General features: G+C 72.3%; 20 protein-coding genes. 8 read left to right on the forward strand and 12 right to left on the reverse strand.

Annotation, left to right across the window (positions count from 1 at the left end):
- Position 1 precedes the first annotated feature (1 nt).
- The 3 genes from GA0070619_RS22295 to GA0070619_RS22305 all read left to right on the forward strand — a co-directional run bounded on the left by GA0070619_RS22295 (position 2) and on the right by GA0070619_RS22305 (position 3,853).
- The gene (locus GA0070619_RS22295; protein ID WP_088949853.1) at positions 2 to 970 is read left to right on the forward strand and encodes a carbohydrate ABC transporter permease; all 969 of its coding nucleotides are present in this window, start codon (positions 2 to 4) and stop codon (positions 968 to 970) included.
- Positions 971 to 1,038: 68 nt separating this feature from the next.
- Entirely contained in the window at positions 1,039 to 2,085 is a 1,047-nt protein-coding gene (locus GA0070619_RS22300; protein WP_088949854.1) for a LacI family DNA-binding transcriptional regulator, read from the forward strand.
- 97 nt (positions 2,086 to 2,182) lie between these two features.
- Positions 2,183 to 3,853: a glycoside hydrolase family 13 protein gene (locus tag GA0070619_RS22305; RefSeq protein ID WP_088949855.1), complete on the forward strand. Its 1,671-nt coding sequence runs from the start codon at positions 2,183 to 2,185 to the stop codon at positions 3,851 to 3,853.
- A gap of 142 nt (positions 3,854 to 3,995) precedes the next feature.
- On the opposite strand, the gene GA0070619_RS22310 is transcribed toward GA0070619_RS22305, so the two are convergent.
- From GA0070619_RS22310 to xylA, 3 genes are all read right to left on the reverse strand, one after another.
- Positions 3,996 to 5,450 carry an MFS transporter gene (locus GA0070619_RS22310; protein WP_231927129.1) on the reverse strand — a complete coding sequence of 485 codons (1,455 nt, stop codon included), beginning with the start codon at positions 5,448 to 5,450 and terminating at the stop codon, positions 3,996 to 3,998.
- 93 nt (positions 5,451 to 5,543) lie between these two features.
- Positions 5,544 to 6,971: a xylulokinase gene (xylB, locus tag GA0070619_RS22315; RefSeq protein ID WP_088949856.1), complete on the reverse strand. Its 1,428-nt coding sequence runs from the start codon at positions 6,969 to 6,971 to the stop codon at positions 5,544 to 5,546.
- 9 nt (positions 6,972 to 6,980) lie between these two features.
- Complete coding sequence (gene xylA / locus GA0070619_RS22320) at positions 6,981 to 8,168, reverse strand: xylose isomerase (protein WP_088949857.1); 1,188 nt, start codon at positions 8,166 to 8,168, stop codon at positions 6,981 to 6,983.
- A gap of 80 nt (positions 8,169 to 8,248) precedes the next feature.
- Here xylA and GA0070619_RS22325 point away from each other — a divergent pair, with 80 nt between their 5' ends.
- Positions 8,249 to 9,487 (forward strand): ROK family transcriptional regulator, encoded by a 1,239-nt coding sequence (locus GA0070619_RS22325; RefSeq protein ID WP_172862096.1) that lies wholly within the window; start codon positions 8,249 to 8,251, stop codon positions 9,485 to 9,487.
- Between the two features lie 124 nt (positions 9,488 to 9,611).
- The gene (locus GA0070619_RS22330) at positions 9,612 to 11,222 is read left to right on the forward strand and encodes a PP2C family protein-serine/threonine phosphatase (protein WP_172862097.1); all 1,611 of its coding nucleotides are present in this window, start codon (positions 9,612 to 9,614) and stop codon (positions 11,220 to 11,222) included.
- 60 nt (positions 11,223 to 11,282) lie between these two features.
- Here GA0070619_RS22330 and GA0070619_RS22335 read toward each other — a convergent pair whose 3' ends face one another.
- A complete protein-coding gene (locus GA0070619_RS22335) occupies positions 11,283 to 11,930 on the reverse strand; it encodes a MarR family winged helix-turn-helix transcriptional regulator (RefSeq protein WP_231927130.1) in 648 nt (215 codons plus the stop codon).
- A gap of 66 nt (positions 11,931 to 11,996) precedes the next feature.
- Here GA0070619_RS22335 and GA0070619_RS22340 point away from each other — a divergent pair, with 66 nt between their 5' ends.
- Positions 11,997 to 13,127 (forward strand): PP2C family protein-serine/threonine phosphatase, encoded by a 1,131-nt coding sequence (locus GA0070619_RS22340; RefSeq protein ID WP_088949860.1) that lies wholly within the window; start codon positions 11,997 to 11,999, stop codon positions 13,125 to 13,127.
- A 9-nt stretch (positions 13,128 to 13,136) separates the two neighbouring features.
- Here the strand turns inward: GA0070619_RS22340 and GA0070619_RS22345 are convergent, their stop codons facing one another.
- The 8 genes from GA0070619_RS22345 to GA0070619_RS22380 all read right to left on the reverse strand — a co-directional run bounded on the left by GA0070619_RS22345 (position 13,137) and on the right by GA0070619_RS22380 (position 23,466).
- A complete protein-coding gene (locus tag GA0070619_RS22345; RefSeq protein WP_088951978.1) occupies positions 13,137 to 14,618 on the reverse strand; it encodes a sugar transferase in 1,482 nt (493 codons plus the stop codon).
- Positions 14,619 to 14,830: 212 nt separating this feature from the next.
- Positions 14,831 to 16,591 carry a substrate-binding domain-containing protein gene (locus GA0070619_RS22350; protein ID WP_088951979.1) on the reverse strand — a complete coding sequence of 587 codons (1,761 nt, stop codon included), beginning with the start codon at positions 16,589 to 16,591 and terminating at the stop codon, positions 14,831 to 14,833.
- A gap of 158 nt (positions 16,592 to 16,749) precedes the next feature.
- Positions 16,750 to 17,787 (reverse strand): lactonase family protein, encoded by a 1,038-nt coding sequence (locus GA0070619_RS22355; protein ID WP_088949861.1) that lies wholly within the window; start codon positions 17,785 to 17,787, stop codon positions 16,750 to 16,752.
- An 87-nt stretch (positions 17,788 to 17,874) separates the two neighbouring features.
- Positions 17,875 to 18,477 carry a GTP-binding protein gene (locus tag GA0070619_RS22360; protein WP_088949862.1) on the reverse strand — a complete coding sequence of 201 codons (603 nt, stop codon included), beginning with the start codon at positions 18,475 to 18,477 and terminating at the stop codon, positions 17,875 to 17,877.
- The gene (locus tag GA0070619_RS22365; protein ID WP_088949863.1) at positions 18,458 to 18,847 is read right to left on the reverse strand and encodes a DUF742 domain-containing protein; all 390 of its coding nucleotides are present in this window, start codon (positions 18,845 to 18,847) and stop codon (positions 18,458 to 18,460) included. The genes GA0070619_RS22360 and GA0070619_RS22365 overlap by 20 nt, the downstream gene beginning before the upstream one ends.
- Positions 18,837 to 19,259 carry a roadblock/LC7 domain-containing protein gene (locus GA0070619_RS22370; protein ID WP_088949864.1) on the reverse strand — a complete coding sequence of 141 codons (423 nt, stop codon included), beginning with the start codon at positions 19,257 to 19,259 and terminating at the stop codon, positions 18,837 to 18,839. The genes GA0070619_RS22365 and GA0070619_RS22370 overlap by 11 nt, the downstream gene beginning before the upstream one ends.
- Before the next feature lie 12 nt (positions 19,260 to 19,271).
- Positions 19,272 to 21,692 carry a sensor histidine kinase gene (locus GA0070619_RS22375; RefSeq protein ID WP_088949865.1) on the reverse strand — a complete coding sequence of 807 codons (2,421 nt, stop codon included), beginning with the start codon at positions 21,690 to 21,692 and terminating at the stop codon, positions 19,272 to 19,274.
- A 286-nt stretch (positions 21,693 to 21,978) separates the two neighbouring features.
- A complete protein-coding gene (locus tag GA0070619_RS22380; protein WP_088949866.1) occupies positions 21,979 to 23,466 on the reverse strand; it encodes a catalase in 1,488 nt (495 codons plus the stop codon).
- A gap of 138 nt (positions 23,467 to 23,604) precedes the next feature.
- Between GA0070619_RS22380 and GA0070619_RS22385 the strand changes: the two genes are divergently transcribed.
- Both GA0070619_RS22385 and GA0070619_RS34155 read left to right on the forward strand, forming a co-directional pair.
- Positions 23,605 to 24,198, forward strand: a complete 594-nt coding sequence (locus GA0070619_RS22385) for a hypothetical protein (protein WP_088949867.1) — start codon at positions 23,605 to 23,607, stop codon at positions 24,196 to 24,198.
- A gap of 11 nt (positions 24,199 to 24,209) precedes the next feature.
- Positions 24,210 to 25,223, forward strand: coding sequence for a hypothetical protein (locus GA0070619_RS34155; protein ID WP_088949868.1), 1,014 nt, complete (start codon positions 24,210 to 24,212; stop codon positions 25,221 to 25,223).
- Positions 25,224 to 25,409: the final 186 nt, after the last annotated feature.

Consider the following 25,409-nt stretch of genomic DNA (forward strand, 5'->3'; position numbering starts at 1 on the left):
GATGACCACCGCAACGCCAACTGTCGCCGCTGGCACCCAGAAGACCGACGGCACCCCGACCACCACTGCCGGACGGGTCCGCAAGCGGCTGAACAGCCGCACCGCCACCCTCGTCTCAGTCATCATCGCGGTGGTCTGGACCATTCCGACCTTCGGCCTGCTCGTCTCCTCGCTCCGACCGGAAGACGAGATCAAGACCAGCGGCTGGTGGACGGCCTTCACCAACCCGCAGTTCACGTTCGAGAACTACGAGCAGGTCCTGTTCGGGCGGTCGTCGTCCTCCGGGCAGCTCGCCGGGTCCTTCATCAACTCCCTGGCGATCACCATCCCGTCGGTGCTCTTCCCGCTCGCCTTCGCCTGCCTGGCCGCGTACGCGCTGGCCTGGATCAACTTCCGCGGCCGGGACTGGGTCTACATCGCGATCTTCGCGTTGCAGATCGTGCCGCTGCAGATGGCCCTGGTGCCGCTGCTGAGGTTCTTCTCCACCGGGGTCAGCCTCGGCGGCGTCACCCTGATGCCGGCCTGGGACCTGGTCGACGAGCAGAAGTTCGCCCAGGTGTGGTTCGCGCACACCTGCTTCGCGCTTCCGTTCGCCGTCTTCCTGCTGCACAACTTCATCTCGCAACTGCCGGGTGACCTGATGGAGGCGGCCCGCGTCGACGGGGCCACCCACCCGAAGATCTTCCGCACCATCGTGCTGCCGCTGATCACCCCGGCACTCGCGGCGTTCGGTATCTTCCAGTTCCTCTGGGTCTGGAACGACCTGCTGGTCGCGCTGATCTTCGCCGGCGGCGGCAACGAGACAGCCCCGCTCACCGTCCGGCTCGCCGAGATGGCCGGCACCCGGGGCAACGAGTGGCAGCGCCTCACCGCCGGCGCGTTCGTCTCCATCGTCGTACCGCTCATTGTTTTCCTGTCCCTGCAGCGCTTCTTCGTGCGAGGTCTGCTCGCCGGCAGCGTCAAGGGCTGACCCGCTTGCCCGCCGCCGCCTGGCCCCTCGGGCGGCGGCGGGCGCTCCGGGCACCGAGCGGGGGAACCGTGACGAGGATTGATGATGTGGCCCGGCTGGCCGGAGTGTCCACGGCCACCGTCTCGCGGGCCCTGCGCGGGTTGCCGACGGTCTCGGCCGCCACCCGACGCCGGGTGCTCGCCGCCGCCGAGCAGCTCGACTACGAGGTCTCACCGAGCGCGTCCCGGCTGGCCGGGGGCCGGACCGGCACGGTCGCGGTGGTGGTCCCCCGAATCACCCGCTGGTTCTTCAGCACCATCGTCGAGGCGGTCGAGGAATACCTCCACGAGTCCGGCTACGATCTGCTGCTCTACAACCTGGGCGGCCGGGAGCAGGTCCGCCAGCGGGTCCTGCGTACGGCCAACCTGCACAAGCGGGTCGACGCCATCATGCTGGTCGCCACGCCACTGCGGCCGGCCGATATGACCGCGCTGGCCGCCCTGGAACTCCCCGGGGTGACCATCAGCTCGGGAAGCAGGGTGCCCAACTGGCCCTGCGTCCGCATCGACGACGTGGCCGCCGCCCGGGCCGCCACCCGGCACCTGCTCGACCTCGGGCACCACCGCATCGCGCACATCTCCGGTGACCCGGACGACGAGCTGGCCTTCACCACCCACCTCGACCGCCGCCGGGGCTACCAGGCGGCACTGCGCGCCGCCGGTCTGCGGCTCGACCCGACCCTGGACGTCGAATCCACGTTCACCATCGACGGCGGCACCCGGGCCACCGAGGAGCTGCTGGCCCGCGGCGAGCCGCCGACCGCGATCGTCGCCGCCTGCGACGAGATGGCGATGGGCGCGATGACCGCGCTGCGCGACGCCGGACTGCGGGTGCCGCAGGACGTCAGCGTCATCGGCATCGACGACCACGACCTGGCCGGCGTGCTCGGGCTCAGCACCATCGCCCAACCCGCCGCCGAGCAGGGCAGACTGGCCGCACGGATGTTGCTCGACCCGCTCGAAGCCCGACCTCCGGGCCCCCTCGTGGGTCACCAGGGCACCGACGGCGCCACGCCGGTGATCCTGCCCACTCGGCTGGTGGTCCGGGACTCGACCGCACCACCCCGGGCAAACTGAAGAACTTCAACCATCGCCGCCGGCCGGCGGCTGGCGGCGATGCGGCCGGCAGGAGCACCGCCGGCAGTCCACCCACAGCTCGACACGGGAGAAGACTCTGAACACCGATCCGACGCAGCAGACCCCCTCCGGTCACCCGATCACCGGCTGGTGGACCGAGGCGACCATCTACCAGATCTATCCCCGCTCGTTCGCCGACTCGGACGGGGACGGCATCGGTGACCTACCCGGCATCACCGCCCGCCTCGACCACCTCGTCGAGCTGGGCGTGGACGCGGTGTGGCTCTCCCCGTTCTACCCGTCGCCGCAGGCCGACGCCGGCTACGACGTGGCCGACTACCGCGACATCGACCCGCTGTTCGGCACCCTCGCCGACGCGGACAAGCTGATCGCCGAGGCCCGGTCCCGCAGCCTGCGGGTGATCGTGGACCTGGTGCCGAACCACACCTCTTCCGCGCACCGCTGGTTCCAGGCCGCCCTACCCGCCGCGCCCGGCAGCCCGGAGCGGGCCAGGTACATCTTCCGGGACGGCCTCGGCCCGACCGGTGACCAGCCGCCGAACGACTGGCAGAGCGTCTTCGGCGGCCCGGCCTGGACCCGGACGGTCGACCCGGACGGCAAACCCGGCCAGTGGTACCTGCACCTGTTCGACACCGGCCAGCCGGACCTCAACTGGGACAACCCGGAGGTCCACGCGGAGTTCCTGGACGTCCTGCGGTTTTGGCTGGACCGCGGGGTGGACGGCTTCCGGGTCGACGTGGCACACGGCCTGATCAAGCAGGCCGACCTGGCCGACTGGCAGGAGCCGCAGGAGATTCTCTCCGGCAACGAGATCGACAAGCCGCGCCCGCCGATGTGGGACCAGGACGGCGTGCACGAGATCTACCGGCAGTGGCGGCAGGTCCTGGACAGCTACCCGGGCGAGCGGGTGCTCGTCGCCGAGGCGTGGGTGGAGCCGGCCGAGCGGCTGGCCCGCTACGTCCGCCCGGACGAGATGCACCAGGCGTTCAACTTCGAGTACCTGCTGGCCGCGTGGACCGCACCGGCCCAGTACGCGGTGATCACCCGCTCGTTGGAGGCGACCGACTCGGTCGGCGCGCCGACCACCTGGGTGCTGTCCAACCACGACGTGGTGCGGCACGCCTCCCGGCTCGGCCTGCCGGTGGGCGGCGGCCGGCCCAACGGCATCGGCATCGGCGACCCGCAGCCGGACGCGGCCCTCGGCCTGCGCCGGGCCCGGGCAGCCACCCTGCTGATGCTCGCCCTGCCTGGCTCGGCGTACCTCTACCAGGGCGAGGAGCTGGGGCTGCCCGAGCACACCACGCTGCCCGACGAGGCCCGGCAGGACCCGACCTGGGAGCGCAGCGGGCACACCCAGCGTGGCCGGGACGGCTGCCGGGTGCCGATTCCGTGGGAGGCCGACGCCCCGTCGTACGGTTTCGGGCCGACCGACGCGAGCTGGTTGCCGCAGCCCGCGCTCTGGGCGGAGTACGCGTTGGACCGCCAGCGCGACGTGCCCGGCTCCACGTACGAGCTGTACCGCGCGGCGCTGCGGCTGCGCCGCGAGCACGGGCTGGGTCGCGGCACCCTGGAGTGGGTGTCCTCGGGCGACGAGACGCTGATCTTCCGCAACGGTGAGCTGACCGTGCTGACCAACTTCGGTGCGGCCCCGGTGCCGCTGCCGACCGGTGCCGAGGTGCTAGCCACCAGCGCACCCCTGAACGACGACAACGCGGTCCCAACCGACGTGACGGTCTGGCTGCGCTGACCCTGACCCCAGTCCGTGAGGGGCCAACATCAGGGATGTTGGCCCCTCACGCTCGACTGAGGCAGCACTTTCGGAGATGTTGCGCGGATCAGGGCGGGCGTGCGGGCGGGGCGGGCGGTGGGGTGGGGGCGGCGCACGCGGCTCAGAGGCGGTCGGCGCGGGTGTGCAGCAGGTCGTGCACGTTGTCGATGTCCTCGGGTGAGGTCCGCGAGGCGAGCCAGTACATGACACCGGTGGGGATGAAGAAGAGCTGGAACGCCGCCAACCCGACGGCGAAGTTCAACGGCGGCGGGAATGCCGCTCGCAGCCCCTGGAACGCCACCCCGACCAGCCCGTTGCCGGCCGCGCGACCAACCCCGTTGACCAGGTTGCCCAGGCTGTAGACCGTGCCTCGGTGCTCGGGTGGGTTGACGTCGGCGATCAGCGCGAACCAGTTCGGCGAGTTGGCCGAGGTCAGCGCGAGCGCGACGATCGCGGTGAGCAGGCTCAGCCCCACCGACGGCTCGGTGAAGACGCTGGCCAGCACCGCGCCGACGACCGCGCCGCCACTCGCGCCGTCCGGCACGTCGATGGTCACCGGGACGAAGAACAACACCAGGTAGAACGGCAGCGCCGCGAGGATGCCGACCGCGGCGACCAGGGCCCGCCCTCTCGGCGTACGCCGCTGCGCCGCGTCGCCGATCAGGCCGCCCACAATGGAGAGCACCCCGCCGAGCTGGAACAGTGTGGCGAAGACGCTGCCCACCACCACAGCTGTCGACGTCGAATATCCCTGGGCCTCGGCCCGTTCGGCGAAGAGCACCGGCAGCCAGACCAGCGAGCCGAAGGCGGCCTGCGCGGTAAGGCCCTGCAGGATCAGCCACCGGTTGGTCCGTCGGGCCAGGATGCGCGGTAGGTCGGCGCGGCTGATCCGATAGTCGTACTCGGCGCCGGCGTCCAGCCTGCCGGCCAGTTCCGGCTCGCTCTGGCCACGGCGGACGTCGTACGTGAACAGGTACGCGAGGGTGGCCGCCAGGCCGACGCCGGTCAGGAGCAGGAACGGTCGCCGCCAGTCAGCCGCCCCGAGCAGCCCGCCGAGGAGCGTGCCGGCCAGGGTGCCGATCCCCTGGGACAGCCCCCAGAAGCTCATCACCAACCCCCGCCGGGTCGGTGAGATCAGGTCGGTGACCACCGAGAAGCCGACCGAGCCGACCGCACCGAGGCCGACCGCCGCGACCAGTTGTGCGGCGAGGAACGTGAGGTAGCCGCCGGCGAGCGCGCTGCCGCCGGTGCCCGCCGCCCAGAGCAGCGTGCCCACCATGAGCAGCGGCTTGCGGTTGGTCCGGTCGCCGACGTACGCCCAGCCGACCGCCGCCACGGCGCTGACCAGGAAGCTGACCGCGGTGACCAGACCGAGCAGCCGCCCCGACACGCCGAACGCGTCGGAGATCGGGCCGTACAGCGGCGGCACCAGCCCGATCGCCACGTTGTCCAGGGAGGCGAGCAGCACGAACACCACGACGCTGTACAGCCGGTGTGCCGGGCCACCGCCCCGGCCAGTCGGGCGGGGGCCGGACTGCGCCCGCCCCTGGCCGGGCCCGCCACTGGTCACCGTCATGACCGGCAGCCAACCAGACTCCGTCGAGGAGGTCGTCACGTGGGTGGGTGCCGGTCACCGTCGACCGGCACCCACCCGCGTCGATCCCGACGGTCAGCGCCGGTCGAGAACCAGTCCGCGAGCCGCGGCGTACTGCTCACGCACCGCGGGGACGGGCTCGGCGGCGTACTCCTCGGTGCCCTCGACCGCCCAGACCGGCGGCGTGGGACCGCCCAGGGCGACCCAGGCGGCCTGCCGGGCGGCGCCGTCGGCGACGTACTCCCCGGCGGGCGGGACGACGACCGGGCAGCCGAAGACCTGCGGCGCGATCCGGCGGACCGCGGCCGACCTGGCTCCGCCGCCGACCAGGATGACCCGGCGGGCGGTGGCACCCTGCGCGGTCAGCGCGTCCAGGCCGTCGGCGAGGGCGCAGAGCATGCCCTCCACGGCGGCCCGGGCCAGGTGCGCGGGGGTCGACGTGCGCAGGGTCAGGCCGTGCACAGCGCCGGTGGCGAGCGGACGGTTCGGCGTTCGCTCACCCTCCAGGTAGGGCACCATGACCAGCCCGTCCGCGCCGGCTGGCGCGGAGAGCGCCAGCTCGGCCAGCTCGTCCAGGCTGGCCCCGAGCATCGCGGCGGCGGCATCCAGCACCCGGGCCGCGTTGAGCGTGGCGACCAGCGGCAGGAAGCGACCGGACGCGTCGGCGAAGCCCGCCACCGCACCGCTCTCGTCGGCGGCCGGCACGTCGGCGACGCTGAACACGGTGCCGGAGGTGCCGATCGAGACGATCACGTCACCGGGCCCGGCGCCGACGCCGAGCGCGGCGGCTGCGTTGTCCCCGGTGCCCGCGCCGAGCAGCGCGCCGCCCGGCCCACCCAGCACGTCGGACAGCTTTCCCGCCGACTCCGCCGGACCGAGCACCTCGGGCAGCACCAACCGCCGGCCGAAGCCCCGCTCCAGCAGGTCCAGTCGGTATTGCCCGGTGGCCGGCGACCAGTAGCTGGTGCCGCTGGCGTCACCCCGGTCGGTACGCAGCGCGTCCAGCCCCGGTGCGCCGGCCAGCCGCCAGGTCAGCCAGTCGTGCGGCAGGCAGACGGCCGCCACCTGGGCTGCCCGCTCCGGCTCGTGTGTGGCCAGCCAGCGCAGCTTGGTGAGGGTGAAGCTGGCCACCGGCACGCTTCCGGTGGCCTCGGCCCAGAACCGACGCCCGGCCGCGCCGCCGCCGGCCTCCTCGACGAGGTCGGCGGCGGCGTCGGCGGATCGGGTGTCGTTCCACAGCAGCGCCGGGCGGACCACCCGGCCGTCCTCGTCGAGGCACACCATGCCGTGCTGCTGGCCGGCGACCGAGATCGCGGCCACGTCGGCCAGCCCACCGGCCTGGTGGCAGGCACTACGCAGTGCCTGCCACCAGGCTTCCGGGTCGACCTCGGTGCCATCCGGGTGCGGCGCCCGGCCCTGCCGGAGCAGGGCACCGGTCTCCGCGTCCCGGATGACCACCTTGCAGGACTGGGTGGACGAGTCGACGCCTGCGACCAACGGCATGGCGGGGCCTCAGCGGGCGCCGAGCAGGTGCTCGACGGCGAGCTGGTTGAGCCGGACGAAGGCGTAGCCCCGGGCGGCCACCGCGTCGACGTCGACATCCTCGAACGCGGACCGGTCGGCCAGGAACTCGTCGTAGCTCTCGCCCGCGCCGAGCGTCGGCGTGTTCAGCTCGCCGACCTTGCTGGCGGCAAGTGCCTCGACGACCTCGGGGTCGGCGCGGAACGCCGCTGCCCGCTCCTTGAGCAGCAGGTAGGTGCTCATGTTGGCGGCGGCCGAGGCCCAGACACCGTCCATGTCCTCGGTGCGGGAGGGCTTGTAGTCGAAGTGCCGGGGGCCGTCGTAGGTCGGCCCGCCGTTCGGGCCGCCGTTCTCCAGGAGGTCCACCAGGGCGAACGCGTTCATCAGGTCACCGTGACCGAAGACCAGGTCCTGGTCGTACTTGATGCCACGCTGGCCGTTGAGGTCCAGGTGGAACAGCTTGCCCTGCCAGAGCGCCTGGGCGATGCCGTGGGCGTAGTTGAGCCCGGCCATCTGCTCGTGACCGACCTCCGGGTTGAGGCCGACCATCTCCGGGTGCGCCAGCTGGGAGATGAAACCGAGCGCGTGCCCGATGGTCGGCAACAGGATGTCGCCGCGCGGCTCGTTGGGCTTGGGCTCCAGGGCGAACCGCAGGTTGTAGCCCTTGTCGATGACGTACTGGGTGAGCAGGTCCACCGCCTCGCGGTAGCGGTCCAGCGCGGCGCGGACGTCCTTGGCGACGTCGTACTCGGAGCCCTCGCGGCCACCCCACATGACGAAGGTGCTCGCGCCCAGCTCGGCGGCCAGGTCGACGTTGCGCAGCACCTTGCGCAGCGCGTACCGGCGGACGTCGCGGTCGTTGCTGGTGAAACCGCCGTCCTTGAAGATCGGGTGGGTGAAGAGGTTGGTGGTGACCATGGGAACCACGAGGCCGGTCTCGTCGAGAGCCTTGCGGAACCGGGCGATGTGCTGGTCACGGGTGGCGGCGTCGGCGCCGAACGGGATCAGGTCGTCGTCGTGGAAGGTGATGCCGTACGCGCCCAGCTCGGCGAGCCGGTGCACCGCCTCGACCGCGTCGAGCTCGGGGCGCGTCGCGTCACCGAACGGGTCGCGGGCCTGCCATCCGACGGTCCAGAGCCCGAAGGAGAACTTGTCGGCGGGAGTGGGACGGGGTGCCATGAGCGACCTCCGGGTGGTGGTGTTGTCCGCTATTTGTTCAGCCATTGAATTATTTGCTCGCCCTATGGCACTGTCAAGGGGTGAGCCTCACCCACGCCCCGGCCGGCGCAGTCCGTCAGGGCAGTCTGCGCGAGCTCAACCTCGCCCTGGTGCTCGGCCGCATCGCCGCAGCCCACCGTCCTCCGTCCCGGGCCGACCTGGCAACCGCGACCGGCCTGACCAGGGCCACCGTCTCCGCGGTGGTCGAGGACCTGCTCGCCGGCCACCTGGTCAGCGAATCCGACCCGGCGCCCCGCTCCGGCGCCGGCCGTCCGGCACGCGGGCTGGTCCTGGCCGACCAGGGGCCGGCCGGGCTCGGCCTGGAGGTCAACGTCGACTACCTGGCGGTGTGCGTGGTGGACCTCGCCGGCCAGGTCCGCCATCGCACCGTGCACCGGGCCGACCTGCGCCCGGTGGCCCCCGCCGACGCGCTGGCCCAGCTGGTCGAGATGGCCGTGGCGGCCCGCGACGACGCCACCGAGCGGGGCCTCACCCTGGTCGGGGCCGCGCTCGCGGTGCCCGGCCTGGTGGACGACGCCGGGATGGTCCGGCTCGCGCCCAACCTCGGCTGGCGCGACGTGCCCGTCCCCGCACTGCTCGCCGAGCATCCGCCGCTGGTCGAGCAGGTGCCCGGCGTGCCCGTCCTGGTCGTGGACAACGAGGCCAACCTCGCCGCGCTCGGTGAGCTGCACTCCCGGCCACCCGGCCCGTCCAGCTTCCTGCACATCTCCGGAGAGGTGGGCATCGGCGCCGGCATCGTGCTGGACGGGGCGCTGTTCCGCGGCGTGCGCGGTTGGAGCGGTGAGATCGGGCACCTTCCGGTCCACCCCGAGGGCCGTCCGTGCCGCTGCGGCGGGCAGGGCTGCCTGGAGCAGTACGCCGGCCAGGAGGCGATCGTGACCGCTGCCGGGCTGGCCCGGGCGGAGCTTCCGGCGGACACCGCGACGGTGCGGCTGGCCGAGCTGGCCGAGGCCGGCGACGCCGACGCGCTCAGGGCGCTGCACGACGCCGGGACGGCGCTCGGCGTCGCGGTGGCCGGCGTCGTGAACCTGCTCGACCTGGACACCGTGGTGCTCGGCGGCGGGTACGCGGCGCTCGCGCCCTGGCTGTGCCCTCCCGTGCTCGCCGAGATCGCCAGCCGGGTGCTGACCGCCGCCTGGTCGCCGGTCACGGTCCGGCCGTCGACGCTCGGCGCGGAGGCCGCCGCGGTGGGTGCCGCCGGCTCGGTGGTCCGCCGGATCGTCGCCCAGCCCGCCGGGTGGCTGGCCCGCTCCGGCTGATCGACACTGCGCGCTGGGCGTCTGTTGGTGCGGATCGGTATCCTTGCCCCTCAGCAACGATGCCGTGTGAGGAGTCGAGAAGCAGCATGCGCACGAGTCGTCAGACGCGAGCCGGCGTGCGGCGGTGACCACGACCCGGCGACCCGGCGGCACTCCGCTGCCAGCCGACCCGCCGTTGGCCCGCGAGCTGCTCGACGGTCTCGCCGAGGCAGTCCTCACGACGGACGAGACCGGCCGGGTCACCCTGCTCAACGCCATGGCGGCGGAGCTGCTCCCAGAGATCACCGTCGGCACCGAGCTGTCCCGCTGCCCGGTGGCGGCCCTGGCCCGGGCGGTCGCCAGCGACGCCGACCGCTTCGACGCCGACCACCGCGGCCGACGACTGCGCGGTGCCCGGCGACAGCTCGCCGGCTCCCGCTTCGCGTGGTACGTGCGCGACGCCACCGAGGAGCACGCCCGCGCCGACGCCCTGCTCGCCGAACGCTCCCGCACCGCCTTCCTCGCCCAGGCCGGCAGCCGGCTCGGGCTGTCCCTGCACCGGGACCAGGTGCTCCTGGCAACCACCACCCTCGCGGTTCCCTACCTGGCCGACGTCGCCGTGGCCCTGCCCCGACCGGCCGCGCCGGCCGAGCCGCAAGCCCGCTGGATCCGGTACGCCGACGGCGAGCCCGCCCCGGTCAGCGGGCTGGCCCCGGCGACGCTGACCGACACCGTGCCCGGGCTCGCCGAGGCGCTGACCGGCGACCTCACCGAGCCGAGCCGTTGGCGCGACACCGAGCTCGCCGACCTGGCCGCCATGCTGCCGCCCGGGTTCGGCCACCCCGGCATGGTGCTGGTCAGCCCGATGCTCGGCGCCGAAGGGTCGGTCGGCGCTCTGCTGCTCGTCCGACGGGCCGGGCGGGCCGACTTCGACCCGCGCGACATCGAGCTTGCCCGGGAGTTCGCCGCCCGGGCGGGTGCCGCGCTGGCCACGGCCGACCTCCATGGCGAGCAGGCCCATCTGGCCCGGGTCCTGCAGGCCAGCCTGCTTCCGCCCGAGCTGCCCTCAGTGCCCGGCGTGACCCTGGCCGGCGGCTACCGGGCCGCCGGAGACAGCCTGCGCATCGGAGGCGACTTCTACGAGGTGTTCCCGCACCCGCGCGGCGCCCTGTTCGCGCTCGGCGACGTGTGCGGCAGGGGCGTGGGCGCAGCCGTGCTGACCGGCCGGGTCCGCCAGTCGTTGCAGACGCTGCGGCTTGTCGAGCAGCGCCCGCTGGAGCTGATCGACCTGCTCAACCGGGCGTTGTTCGATGCGCCGGACGCTGCGCGGCGCAGCCAGCTCACCACTCTGCTGCTCGGTTCCCTCCAGCGCGGGCCCGACGGGGTGGACATCCGGATCGCCGGCGGGGGCCACCCGGCACCGCTGCTGGTCACCACGGACGGCACTGTCACCCCGGTCCCGGTCGGTGGCATGCCGGTCGGGGCGCTGACGGCCCCACGGTTCGCCGAGACCCGGGTGCACCTCGACCCGGGCGACCTGCTGCTGGCGTACACCGATGGGGTGACCGAGGCGCGCGGGCCCCGCGACGGGGTGATGTTCGGTGAGGCCCGGCTGCGTGCGGCGGTCGCGGCGGCGGCCGGGCAGCCGCCGGCGGCGCTGATCGACCGGGTGCTCGGGGCGGTCGACGACTGGTTGGACGGGCAGGCCCACGACGACGTCGCGATGCTGGCCGTCTGTGCGTCGGTGCCGGCGTGAGTGGGTCCGGCCGGAATGTGCGCGACACGCTCACGGCCACCCCCGCCCGCAGCGGCGCGATCAGGCGGTTCGCGCCACCGGTGGGCCGCCGGCCGGCCAGTCCCGGGTGGGGCCGACCGAGCGTTCCTGGTCCCCCGACGAGCCTGCCCAGGCCCCACGGGTCTGCAGGCCCGGATCAGTGGGCAGAGACCGGCCACCTGGCCGGTCCGGGCCCGGCCAACCCTCCTGCTCCGCCGGCTCACCCAGTGCCGACGTGGCGTGCGCCTGCTGGCGGCGACCGACCTCGTCGAATTCCCGCATCCCGCGCAGCAGCGCGTCGCGACCCTCCGGGCTCATCCCCGCCAGCACGGCCCCGAGCTGTTCCTGACGATCCGCCCGCAGCTCGGCGAGGAGCCGGCGGGCCTCCGGGGTGAGGTGCAGCGAGATCTCCCGCCGGTCGAAGCGGCCCGGCTCGCGCTCCAGCATGCCGGCGGCGACCAGCCGGTCGCAGAGGCGACTGGCGGAGCTGAGCAGCATGTCGAGCTGGGTGGCGAGCCGACGCAGGTTGATCCCGTCGGACTGTTCCACCACCATCACGGCCCGTAGCTGGGCGCCGGAGACACGACTGGCGGTCCCCTCCCGGGCAGATTCCCAGATGCCCAGCAGGCTTGCGGCCACCGCGTCCAGCGCGGCAGCCATACTCGTCTCGGGGTCCGTCGGACCGCTCACATCGGCCATGGTGGGCCGAGAATACTCCGAACCCGCTGGTGGTCGAGCTTTAGCAAGGGAGCGACGATGAGCGAACCGGTCAGTCAGGCACGGCGCGCCCTGAACCAGACACCGGCCGACCGGCTCGTCATTGGCGTCGGCGAGGTGCTCGGCCGGTCGTACGGGATCACCGACGTCGAGCTGTACCAGGTCGACTACCGGCTCGCGGAGCTCCTGCCGCTCGGCGACGGTGAGCCGATCGACAGCCCCGGGCACCCCGCCTGGCGGGCCTTCGACCACCAGTCACCGATACTCACCGACGGCAACGGGTGGTTCCCGGTCAGCATGCGTGGCGAGCGCCGGGGGGTGCTGTGCCTGTCGCCCGTCCCGGACGACCCGGACGTCCTCGCCGCGCTCGCCGAGATCGCCACGGCGCTCGCCCACGAGGTGGCGGCGGTATCCGCCGGCACCGACGTCTACCGGGCGGCGCGGCGCAGCCAGCGCCTCACCCTGGCCGCCGAGATGCAGTGGGACCTGCTTCCCGGCCGCAGCCGGATCCGACCCTCGTTCAGCCTGGCCGGGCAGTTGGAGCCGGCGTACACGGTGCGCGGCGACAGCTTCGACTGGTCCGACGACGGAGAGCGGCTCTGGCTGGCCACCATCAACGGCACCGGTGAGGGCGTCGCCGCCTCCCTGCTCACCTCGTTGGCCACCCATGCGCTGCGCAACGCGCGCCGGGCCGGGCTGAGCCTGGCCGACCAGGCCGCCCTCGCCGACCAGGCCATCTACGACCTGCACCGGGGGGAGCAACACCTCTCCGCGTTGCTGATGGAGCTGGACCTTCGCTCCGGGACGATGGCCGTCGTCGACGCGGGCTCACCCCGACTGGTCCTGCTGCGCGGCGGGGACGTCACCGAGCAGCCCCTGGAGGCGCAGTTCCCGCTCGGCATGTTCGAGGCGACCGACTACCACGAGCAGAAGTTCCCGCTGGAGCGCGACGACCGGCTCTTCGTCGTCAGCGACGGAGTGCTGGAGGCCACCGGGCAGCACATGCGCTACGGCGAGACGGCACTGGACCGGTTCCTGCGCCGGACGGGGCCGATGGCGCCACTGGACGCCGTCCGGTCGCTGATCGGTGACCTGCGCGCGTTCGTGGCCGGTGACCTGGTCGACGACGCGGTGGTCGTCTGCCTGGACTGGTACGGCCCGCAACCGTGACCGGCGCGGTCAGTACGCCCCGCGGCCGTTCAGCACCGCTCCGAAGGTCTTCCAGAGGATGGTGAGGTCGGCGGCGAGGGACCAGTTCTCCACGTAGTAGAGATCGAGCCGGATGCCGTCCTCCCAGCTCAGATCCGAGCGACCGCTGACCTGCCAGAGGCCGGTCATGCCCGGCTTGACCAGCAGCCGCCGGGCCACGTCGCCGTCGTAGCGGGCCACCTCCGAGGGCAGCGGCGGGCGGGGCCCGACCATGCTCATCTGACCCAACAGCACGTTGACGAGCTGCGGCAGCTCGTCCAGGGACCACTTGCGCAGCAACCGGCCCACCCGGGTGACCCGGGGATCGTGGCGCATCTTGAACATCAGGCCGTCGGTCTCGTTGCGAGCGGTCAGCTCGGCGAGCATGGCGTCGGCGTTGACCACCATGGTGCGGAACTTGAACACGCCGAACTCCTGCCCGCCCCGGCCGACGCGGACCTGCCGGAACAGCACCGGACCCCGACTGTCCACCTTGATGGCCAGGGCGATGAACGCGATCAGCGGCAGCAGCAGCGCCAACGCCAACGACGAGACGGACCGGTCGACGAGACCCTTCACCAGCTTGCGCGCCCCGCGGAACTCGGGGGCCTCGACGTGGATCAGCGGCAGGCCGGCGACCGGGCGGGTGTGGATCCGCGGGCCTGCGACGTCGGTCAGCGCGGGCGCCACGACCAGGTCGACGCCGGTCCCCTCCAGCTGCCAGCCGAGGCGACGCAGTCGGGTCGCGGTCAGCTCGCCCGACGCGGTCACCGCGACGGTGTCCGCGCCGATCGCGGTGGCCGCCTCCGGGATGCCCCGGAAGGACCCCACCACCGGCACGTCGCCCAACCTCTGCGCCACCGGTGCGAGCAACGCGTCCGGGATGCACGCCCCGACCACCTGGTAACCGGCGTACGGCTCGCGGCGCAACGTGTGCACCAACTCCAACACGTGGGCGGTGTCGCCGACCACCAGCACCTTGCGGGACCACCCGGCGCCCAGCGAGCGGGCCCGGTGCAGGCGCTTACGGGCGGCGAACCGCGCCACCTCCAGCCCGACGGTGCCCACGGCGAAGGAGATTCCGAGGAAACCCCGGGACACGCCGAAATCGGCGATGTAGCCGACGATGGCGATCGCACCGGCCAGGCGCAGACTGGCGGAGCTGACCCGCCGGTACTCGTCCGCCCCGTAGCCGATCACCCGGTCGTCGTAGCAGCCGAGAAACTTGAGCGAGATCAGCCAGGCCAGCACCAACCCGGGGGCGACCAACACGTACGGGACGTCCGAGCCGGTCGGCTCGTCGTCGCCGAAGCGGGTGACGTAGCCGACGAGCAGCGCGATGATGAGGATGGTGGTGTCCAGCACCACCAGAACCCGGACGTAGGACCGTTCGTCAGCGCGCGCCACCAGACCAGCAGGACGGCCTTTCGGCCCCGCCGACGTGGCGGGGGTCAACAGTGTCGCTGCGGTCACCGGCCCTCCCACTCTGTTCAGGATGGCCCCGGCCGACGGGTCGGTCCGGAGGCGGACCGACTATGCCGGAACAGTCGACATCCTGCCTTGACAACTATGACGGCCGATTGCTTCGGACGTATTGCCGTCACTTTTCTTCAACACGGTGGCCAAAAAGGGCCTGCCACACCGGATCGAAGGTACGGCAGGCCCGCTGGCGTCTGAGCGCCGGATCAGCGCGGTGCCGGCGGACGCCGGGCGATGGCGCTGAGGAAGATGCTGCCGATCTCGCTCGGGTCCTTGGTGACGAAGACGTCGCCGCCGGTCACCTTCGTGATCGACTCCAGCTCGGCCTTGCTGACGCCCTCGCCGATGCCGATCATGATGACCTGGACCGGCCGCTCCGGGTCGGCGATTTCCTTGAGCTTGGCGAGCAGCTGCTGCTGGTTGAGGCCGTTGTCGTCCTCGTTCTTGCCATCGGTGAACAGCACGATCGAGTTGACCCGGCCGGGCTGCCAGTCCTCCTGCACGGCCTGGTACGCGGCCAGCATCGTGTCGTAGAGGCCGGTGTCGCCGCTGGAGGGCTTGATGGTGGCGAGCGCCCCCTCCAGCTGGGCCCGCTGACCGGAGAGCGGTCCGATCGGGATCAGCTGTCGGTAGTCCCGGTTGCCGACCAGCTTCGTGGAGAAGGTCCACAGGCCGATCGACCAGGAGTCGTCGAAGAGGCCGAGGCCGCGGCGTGCCGCGTCCACGGTGACCTCCTCCCGGCTCCGGTTGCTGGCGGAGGGCACCGGCTCCTTCATCGAGCCGGAGACGTCGATGACGGCCAGCATCCGACCGGACTGGGTGGCGATCGACCAGCTGGAGACGACCCGCTGGATCGCAGCCGGGTCGAGGCCACCCGCGGCGGTGCCACCGTTGGCCGGTGCGGTCGGCGCGCCGCCGGACGGGCTGGGGGCACCCTGCGGCGCCTTGAAGCCCTCACCCCAGTTGCCGTCCGGCGCGCGCAGCGACTGCGCGGCGAGCCGGTTGCGGAAGGTGGGGCTGGTGAGCAGCTCGAACAGCACCCGGGCCGCCGACGCCTTGCTCGGCTCGATGCCGGGCAGCACCGCGTACGGGTAGTCCAGCGGCATCGGCGCCGGCTCCATGTAGAGCGCGGCGAGCGGCACCGGTGGCTTCTTGCTGTTGTAGGCGATCACGTCTTCTTCGGACAGGGCCGCCGCGCCGAGACCGCTGGCGATGGAGGTCGCGTCGTTGGCGGTCGGGAAGCGGGCCAGCAGGTCGTTGCGGAGCGAGGAGCGCCCGGTGGCCAGTGCGCGGAGCGCGCCGACGGTGTTGCGCTGGGCGTCGGCTCCGCCAGCGCCGTTGGCTGCCGCCGTGAGCGACATCAGGCCGGACAGGCCTGCCGCGTCCCGGGTCGGCTCGACGATCCCGGTCCGCAGCGGCGCGCTCGTGTTGTTGACCTGCTTGAGCAGGTCGGTCCAGTTGAACTTCTTGTCCGGCCAGCCGAGCCGGGTCGCGATCGGCTCGGGCATCGCCACGACGATGGGGCTGCGCGCGATGGACGCGCCGTTGGTCGGAGCGAACGCCGTCGCGTCCTTCTTCAAGCGCAGCAACCAGGTCGAGGAGTCAGGCACCCAGACGTCAGGGCTGACGGCGGTGCCGCTGGCCTGCCCCACACCGGCCAGGACCGCACCGTGCTTCGCCGCCACCACCGCGGCCACGTCCACCGGGTCGGAGGCGGAGACGTCCACCCGGATGCAGGTGGGGCCTACCGCGGCGCCGTCCTTGACCCACTGCGACGCGGCGGCGTCCACAGCGGGGGCCAGCTCGGAGGCGACCGCCACAGCGAGCCGGATCTCGCCCGAGCAGTCGGGCTGGATCAACTCCCGATAGCCGAACCACACACCGGTCGTGACGACGAGCACCGTCGCCGTCGCGGCGGCGGCTGCTAGGTGGAGTTTCGAACGCATGCGATGGCGGCCTGCTGACACGGTGACCATCTTGCGTACAAGGTGCCCTCTCTGCCACATCCGTTCGGACTAAAGTTACGCAGGAGAAACAGTTGACCTCCATTTAGCAACACAGAGTGATGCACCGGCCCCGGGGCGTTGCCTAATCGGTGCCGCCCTCGCGTTTCGGCGGCGCAGATTCAGGGGAGGACGCACGTCGGGCTCGGCACCAGCACCGGTTCCCCGACCGCCTCCGGGACACCGGTTTCGATGTCTCGCCGGAAAACGCGCACCATGTCTGCCCGCTCGTCGGCGACGTAGACGTGCTCGCCGATCAGCGCGAAGTGCCGGGGCCACTCGCCACCGGTGTCCACTTCAGCCACCAGCGCGGGCAGATCCCCGGCCAGGGTGAAGACCGCCAGGGTCCCCACCCCCCGGTTGGCGACATAGAGGAAGCGACCGTCCGGGGCCACCGCGACCTCCGACGGCTGGACATGACCGGACCGCTCGCTGGCCTCGACCCGACCGCGCTGGTGCATCGCGCCGTCGTCGGTGAGCTCGTACGCGGTGACCGAGGCGTCCAGCTCACCGACGAGGTAGCAACGTCGTCCGTCCGGGTGTCGGGCCAGGTGCCGGGGCCCGGTGCCGGGTGCCGTACGGATGCGCGGTCCACGGGGCACCAGGCGCCCGCTCGCGTCGTCCAGGTCGTAGCGGTAGACCGAGTCGGTGCCGAGGTCCACAGCGAGGAGAGGCGCCCGGCCGGCACCCGGCGAGACCATGTGGGCGTGCGCGCCGTCCTGGCGCTCCGGGTCGGGGCCGTGCCCCTCGTGCACCACCAGGTCGGTGCGCTCGCCGGGCACGCCCTGCGCGTCGAGGGGGAAGACCGCGACGCTGCCGCTGCCGTAGTTGGCCGCCACCAGGTGACCGCCGTCGGGCAGCACCGCCAGGTGACAGGGCTCCGCACCGCCGGTCGACCGGCTGCCGAGCGGGTCCAGCCTGCCCTCCGACCCGACCCGCCAGGCGCTGACCTCGCCGTCGGTCAGCTCGTTGACCGCGTAGAGCACCGGGTGGGTGGGATGCCGCGCCAGGAAGGAGGGGGACGCGGTCACCGCAACCGTGCCGAGCGGGGTCAGCGCCCCCGTCGTCGGGTCGCGGTGTGCCGCGACGATGCCGCTGCCCCGCCCACCGCTCTGCGCGGTGTAACCCCCGATGTGGACGATCTCACCCTGACCACTCACGTCCGACTCCTCCGCTGGCGTCCCCCGCTGATCCAACCAGAGGCTGCCCGCGTTGCCCGGCCCTTAACCGGCTTTCCGGCCCGGATCTCAGGCCGCGGGCACCGGCTCCCCACGCTGCCGGGCCACATGCTCGACCAGAGAGATCAACACCATCTTTCCGGACTGCCGGTCCCGGGCGTCGCAGAGCACCATCGGCACGTCCGGGTCCAGGTCGAGCGCCCGGCGTACGGTCTCCAGGTTGAACCTGCGCGAGTCGTCGAAGCAGTTCACGCCCACCACGAACGGGATGCCCCGCTGCTCGAAGTAGTCGATGGAGGGGAAGCAGCCCGCCAGTCGACGGGTGTCGGCGAGCACCACCGCCCCGAGCGCACCGAAGGCCAGCTCGTCCCAGAGGAACCAGAACCGGTCCTGACCGGGGGTGCCGAACAGGTAGACCTGGAGGTCCTCGTTGATGGTGATCCGGCCGAAGTCCATCGCCACAGTGGTCGTCGACTTGCCCTCCACCCCGGAGATGTCGTCGGTGCCGATCCCGGCGCCGGTCAACACCTCCTCGGTCTGCAACGGGCGGACCTCGCTCAGGGCGCTCACCAATGTCGTCTTGCCAGCGCCGAAGCCTCCCGCGATGAGGATCTTCAGTGCCAGCGGGATCGTGGTGCTGGTGCCCACATGGTCATAGCGCACGGAGTCCACTGACCACCGCCTTGAGGATGTCGTCGTCGGGAAGGATGCCGGCGGCCGGCGGCTCGTGCACCGCGACCAGGCCTTCAGTCAGGAGATCACCGAGCAGGACCCGGACCACACCGACCGCGAGGTCCAGCTCGGCTGCCAACTCGGCCACCGACACCGGTTGGCGGGACAACGCGATCAGCCGTCGGTGCTCCGGGAGCAGGTGCGGATGGCTCGCCGCGTCGACGTCCGAGCCGGCCAGCACGAACGCGACCAGGTTGAAACCGTCGACGGCGGAGCGTACCCGCCCTCGGGTGAGGGTGTACGGCCGCACCACCGGGCCGGCGTCGCTGTCCAGCCACTCGTGCTGCGGCCCGGGCGGCTCAGTCCGCATCACCGGGTCCCACCGACGATCGGGCCGGCGCGGCGAGGCTCTCCCCCACCCGGATGACCAGCATCGCCATCTCGTACGCGACCAGCCCGATATCCGCGTCGGCGTCACTCACCACCGCTAGGCAGGCGCCCTGCCCGGCGGCGGTGACGAAGAGGTACGCCGCCTCCATCTCCACCACGGTCTGGCGGACCGGGCCGCCGTCCACGTGTCGGCTGGCGCCTCGGGCCAGGCTGGAGAAGCCGGCGGCGAGGGCACAGAGGTGCTCTGCGTCGGAGCGCTCCAACTCGGCCGAGCAGCCGAGCAGCAGACCGTCGGCGGACAGCACCACCGCCTCCCGGGCGGCCGGGACCCGTTGCACCAGCTCGTCGAGCAACCAGTCGAGGCCGGCGCTCTGCTTCGTCGAATGCCGCACTAGGCGTCCCTCTCAGTCGCGGTTGGGGAGTTCGGCGGTCGTCGCCGGGTCGGTGGGGTCAGCCGTGGCCGCCGGGCCGTTCGGCGCCGCCGGGGTGATCACGGTGGCGCGTCCGCGTGCCGTGCCGGCCTGGAGGGCGGCCATCACTCGGCGGACCTCCTCCGGGGATCGGGGCGAGGGGGTGTCGCTGACGGTCGACCGGGCCTGGGCGACGGGAGTCTGGCGTCGCACCCGGCGGGGCAGGCCGTCCAGCCCGTCGTCGGTCGTCGCGGGGGTGGATTTCGGCCCCGCGTCGCCGGTCCCGTTCGGCGCGGACGGGTCCGAGGTCGACGCCCCGATGGCAGGCGCCAGGCCGCCTGCGGCAGCACCCCCGCCGGAGGCAGCCGGCGTCGCGACGGCGGCCGGAGCGGTCGGGGACTTGGCGGCGGGCGTGGACGTGGACGGGCGGGTGCGCGCGCGGGGCACGCTGCCCCGGCGTACCGGGCGCGCCAGCCGTCGGCCCGCGTCGGCCGAGGCGGCACCCAGGGTGGCCGGGTCGGGGCCGGCCGGAGGCTCGGCGGTGACGAGGTCGGTGGGGATCAGCACCACAGCGGTCATTCCACCCTTGCCGGAGGGCCGCAACCGCACCCGTACGTGGTGGCGGGCCGCCAGCCGGGCCACCACGAACAGGCCGAGTCGTGCGCTCTGCGCCGGATCGAACTCGGGTGAGCTGGCCAGTCGGGTGTTGGCGGTTTCCAGCGCCGCGTCGGACATGCCCAGCCCCTGGTCGGTGATCTCCAGGGCGTACCCGTTGGCCACCTGCTCCCCGACGACGGTGACCCGGGTGTCCGGCGGGGAGAAGGCGGTGGCGTTCTCGACCAGCTCGGCGAGCAGGTGGATGACGTCGCCGACGGCCCGGCCCAGCACTCCGGCCGGCTGCACGGCGGTGATGTCCACCCGGTCGTACGCCTCGACCTCGGAGATCGCGCCGCGGATCAGGTCGACCATCGCGACGGGGTTTCGCCACCCGCGGCCGGGCGCGGAGCCCGCGAGGATGACCAGGTCCTCGGCGTGCCGGCGGAGTCGGGTCGCCAGGTGGTCGACCTGGAACAGCTCGGCCAACTCGTCCGGGTCCTCCGCGCGCCGCTCCATCCGGTCGAGCAGGTGCAGCTGACGGTGCACCAGGCTCTGGCTCCGTCGGGCGATGTTGAGGAAGACCTCGTTGAGCCCGCGACGCAGGGTGACCTCGTCCACCGCGGCCTGGACGGCGGTGCGCTGCACCTCGGTGAAGGCGCGCCCGACCTCGCCGATCTCGTCGTTGCCGTATTCCAGGGGTGGCGCCTCCCGGGCGACGTCGACCTGCTCACCTCGACGCAGTCGGGACACCACGTCCGGCAGCCGGTGCTCGGCCAGCTCCAGCGCGGCGGTGCGGACACTGCTGAGCCGTCGGACCAGGGTGCGGCCGACCCGCACCGCCACCAGCACCGAGATCACCACGGCGGCGAGTCCGAGCACCCCGGCGGCGGCCAGCCGGACCAGGATCCGGACCGCCATCGGCACCGAACGGTCGGTGAGACCGTCGGCCTCGGCCAGTTCGAAGTCACGCAGCTGCTGCTGCACGGTGTCGTGGCTGGCCTGCCAGGACGCCGCGTCCACCGGCGGCCGGCCGGGCCGGTTGGCCGCGACCAGCGCGTCCTGCATGGCGCGCAGACTGGTGAACGCCGGGCTCTCGGTCAGTCGCTGGTACGCGACGCGCCCGGCCTCGGGCAGGTCGGCCACGGCGCTCTCGGTGAGCCACCGCTGGTTGCCGATGGACTGCACGAGCTGGGCGTGTTCCCCGTCGGCGAAGCGGCCGACGGTCAGTACGCCGGCCAGCATGGCGTCGGTCTGGCCGAGCAGCTCCCGGGATCGGCCCAGCGCGGTGAGCGCCAGCGCCTGCCGGTTGAGGTCGGGATCGGACAGGGTGGCCATCGCGGAGAACGCCTGGAAGGCCGCTGTGACCATGCCGCTGTAGAGACCGATCGCGCCGGGGCGGTCCATCATCCGGTCGTCGATGAAGTCCCGGCCGGTCGGCAGCGCCGCCAGAGCGGTGACCAGCCGGTCGACGCGGTCCTCCAGCAGGTCGTCGGCGGCGTCGCGCAGCGCCTCTCCGTCGACCCGGCGACGCAGCTCGGCGACCGCGCGATCGGTGCGCTGACGCTGCTCGGCCAGGGCCGGCAGATCGGCGCTGCCGGCGAGCTGCACCACCGAGAGGCGGCGTTCCCGCTGCAACTCGGTGACCACCGCCTCGCCGGGGCGGCCCAGGTCGTACAGCAGGGTGCGGGCGGAGAGCAGATTGAGGGCGGGCCCGAAAGTCAACGTGGTCGCGAAGATCCACAACGCCAGGAGCGCGCTCACCGGCGCGACGACCAGGGCGGTCAGCTTCGAGCGGATCGGCCAGTCGCGGGTTCTCATCAGACCTCGCCCGTACAGGGGTGGCAGGAGGGGTGCCGGCACCGCCGGGCAACGCGTCGGCCGGTTGCGTGCCCGGCGTCGACGTCGGGCACCAGCGCGGGCGCCTTGGGCAGGATACGTAATCAGGGGCGGTTGCACTACCGCCCGTCGCCTCGGGATCGACGCTCCGAGACGCGCGGCGTCGAGATCGACGCTCCGAGACGCCGCGCCGGAGGCTGTGCCCTGCGGGCAGACGGCGAACGCCCCGCTGGCGGACCGGCGGGGCGTTCGTCGTGCTGGGGGCGGGTCAGGCGTTGTCGGCGATGCCGAGGCCCTCGGCGACCCGCCGGCCGTAGGCGTCGTCGCACTGGCTGAAGTGCCAGACCATCTTCTCCTGGATCTGCTTGTCGCACTGACCCAGCAGGTTGATCATGTTTTTCACCAGGTCGTCGCGCTCCCACTGCGGCATGGTGCGGAAGCGCTCACCCGCCTGGGCGTAGTTGTTCTGCCGCTCGATCGGCGCCCGCATGACCCGGCCCGAGACGAACGGTTGGTATTCCCGGTACGACTCGTCAGCCTGCTGCAGACCGGCCACCGAGGACGGTTCGAAGTTGATGTGGGGGTTGCCGCCCCGGCTGTCCACCCCGTACGCCATCTGACCACCGTCCTGATTGGTGTTCACCTGGACGTCCTCGCGGGGGGCGTTGATCGGCAACTGGAGGTAGTTCGGGCCGACCCGGTAACGCTGGGTGTCCGAGTAGGAGAAGGTGCGCCCGACCAGCATCTTGTCGTCGGAGAAGTCGAGGCCGTCGACCAGCACGCCGGTGCCGAACGCGATCTGCTCGTTCTCGTTGTGGAAGTTGCCGACGTTGCGGTTGAGGGTCATCAGGCCGACCGGAAGCAGCGGGAACACGTCCTCGGGCCAGGTCTTGGTGTCGTCCAACGGGTCGAAGTCCAGCTCCGGGTGCTCGTCGTCGCTCATGAGCTGGACGTTCAGCTCCCACTGCGGGTATTCGCCGCGCTCGATCGCCTCGTAGAGGTCCTTGGAGGCGTGGCCCAACTCGCGCGCCTGGATGGCGGCGGCCTGCTCCTCGGTCAGCGACTCGATGCCCTGCCGCGACTTCCAGTGGTACTTGACCAGCACGCCCTCGCCCGCGGCGTTGACCATGCGGTACGTGTTCACGCCGAAGCCGTCCTGCGTCCGGTAGTTGGCCGGGATGCCGCGCGGGCTGAACAGCCAGGTCAGCATGTGCATCGACTCGGGAGTGTTGGACATGAAGTCGAAGATCCGGTTCGGCTCCTGCCGGAAGGTCACCGGGTCCGGCTTCAGCGAGTGGATGACGTCGGGGAACTTGATCGCGTCCCGGATGAAGAAGACCGGCAGGTTGTTGCCGACGAGGTCCCAGTTGCCGTCCTCGGTGCGGAACTTGACGGCGAAGCCACGCGGGTCGCGGGTGGCCTCGGAGGAGTCCCGCCCGCCGATGACGGTGGAGAAGCGGAGGCTGACCGGGGTCTTCGTGCCCCGGGTCTGGAACAGCTTGGCCCGGGTGTAGGTCGCGGCCGGCTCGTCGCCGATCGTCCCGTACGCCTCGAACTCGCCGTGCGCGACGAAACCGCGCGCGTGCACCACCCGCTCGGGGATCCGCTCCCGGTCGAAGTGGCTGATCTTCTCCAGGAAGTGGTAGTTCTCCAGCGTCGCGGGCCCCCGGGAGCCAACCGTCCGCTGCTGCTGGTTGTTGTGCACGGGGTGACCCTGCCGGGTGGTGAGGATCGGCTTGCTGGTCTGTGGGTGCATCACCCCACCCAACCGCCTTTTCTGGAATGAGTCAAGTTTCAGTGGGACGGTGAGCTGCGTCTCTCGTCAGGAAAGTGTCCCGAATCGGGATTGGCGATCAGTGCGCGGAGGGAATACCAGGAGACGAAGGAGGAGCCCATGTCGCCCACTCAGGTAATCGTCATCGTGCTCGTCGTCCTGGTGCTCGTCGCGGCGGCCGCCCTGGCCGTGCGGCAGCTCGGCCGCCGTCGCGCGCTGCGCAGCAAGTTCGGGCCGGAGTACGACCGGGTGGTGGCGGAGCAGGACAGCCGGTCCGCCGCGGAGCGCGAACTGCGCGATCGGGAACGCCGGCACGCCGAGCTCTCGCTCACCCCGCTCAGCCCGGAGTCCCGGGCCCGCTACAGCGCCGCCTGGGAGGAACTCCAGGTCCGCTTCATCGACTCACCCGGCGAGACCGTCGGCGACGCAGACGAACTGGTCACCCGGCTCATCGAGGAGCAGGGCTACCCGACCGGCGACTTCTCCGACCAGATCGCCCACCTCTCCGTCGAGCACGCCCGCACGCTGAGCAACTACCGGGACGCGCACGACATCCACCTGCGCAACACCCGAGGCGAGGCCAGCACCGAGGAGCTCCGGCAGGCGGTCGTCCACTACCGGGCACTCTTCGCCGACCTGCTCGGCGAGGAACCGCTCGGGCAGCACACGCCCGACCAGCCACACCACCCGGACCACGACGCCACGAGCCGCTGAGGAGGCCACCGATGCGCCAGGATGAGCAACAGGTGAGCAACGACCATCCGGAGGCCGTCCGGTCCGCACCCGTGCCGGTACCCCCGGCCGACGACCGGACCAACCGCTCCGACGCCCCGGAGGACGCCGTCGACGAGCGGGACACCTTCGACGAGCAGGCCACCGACCCGGACCGGACGAACGGCACCGAACGGGATGCCGCATACGACCCGGTCGACGACGAGCGGGCCGACGACGTCGACCCGCGCCAGCGGCGGGACGACCGGTCCACCGACGAGGGCGGTTTCCACGAGCCGGGGCCGCTGCCGACGACGTTCGGCGCCACCACGGTGGCCGACGCGGTGGCCGCCTCCGCGCTGGCCAGCCCGCGCCCGCAGGACCAGCCGGACCCCCGGGCCGAGCGGACTGCCCAGCCGGGTGACGGCGCCGAGGACGGTGAGCGTGAGGGCCTGCGCGCCGACCCCACGGCCGAGCTGCACCGCCGCGACACCGATGTCGACGACGACGCGGACCTCGACGACCGCGCCGACGCGGACACCTCCGCGCGGACCTTCGTAGCGCCGGGGAGCACGGACGGCGCTCCCGAGCGACGCGACGACCTGACCGGCGACCCGGACGTCACGGCCGGCTACGGCAGCGCCACGCCGGAGATGGTCGACCCGGACGCGGACGGCGAACCGGTCACCACCGACGGCACCAGCACCTCGCTGGCGTCAGCCGGGACGTCGCAGCCCGCCGGGTCGACGGTCGCGGCGGGGGCGGCCACGCTCCTGGACACGGACACCGCGCAGGGCTTCCGGGACCGCTGGCGGGACGTGCAGCTGCGCTTCGTCGACGATCCGCAGGCGGCGGCCGGCGAGGCGCAGTCGCTGGTGGAGGAGGCCATCCAGGCCCTCTCCTCTGCACTGGCCGCGCAGAAGACCACGCTGGGCGGGTGGCAGGACGCCGGCTCGGCCGACACCGAGCAACTGCGGATGGCCGTACGCAATTACCGGGACTTCCTGGACCGCGTACTGGGTCGCTGAGTCTCACGACCGACAAGGGGGCGCTCCGGCCGGATGGCCGGGGCGCCCCTTGCCGTCGGCAGCCTGTCGGACCGCCCGAACGGAGCCGAACACACCGGATCCATCCAGGGGGATTGAAACCGCCCGTCCGGGGTAATACGGCGCGCGCGTACAGCCAGCGTGGACGTCGGCACGAGGGGTGACGGG

It is taken from the genome of Micromonospora zamorensis (assembly GCF_900090275.1).
GTDB lineage: Bacteria > Actinomycetota > Actinomycetes > Mycobacteriales > Micromonosporaceae > Micromonospora > Micromonospora zamorensis.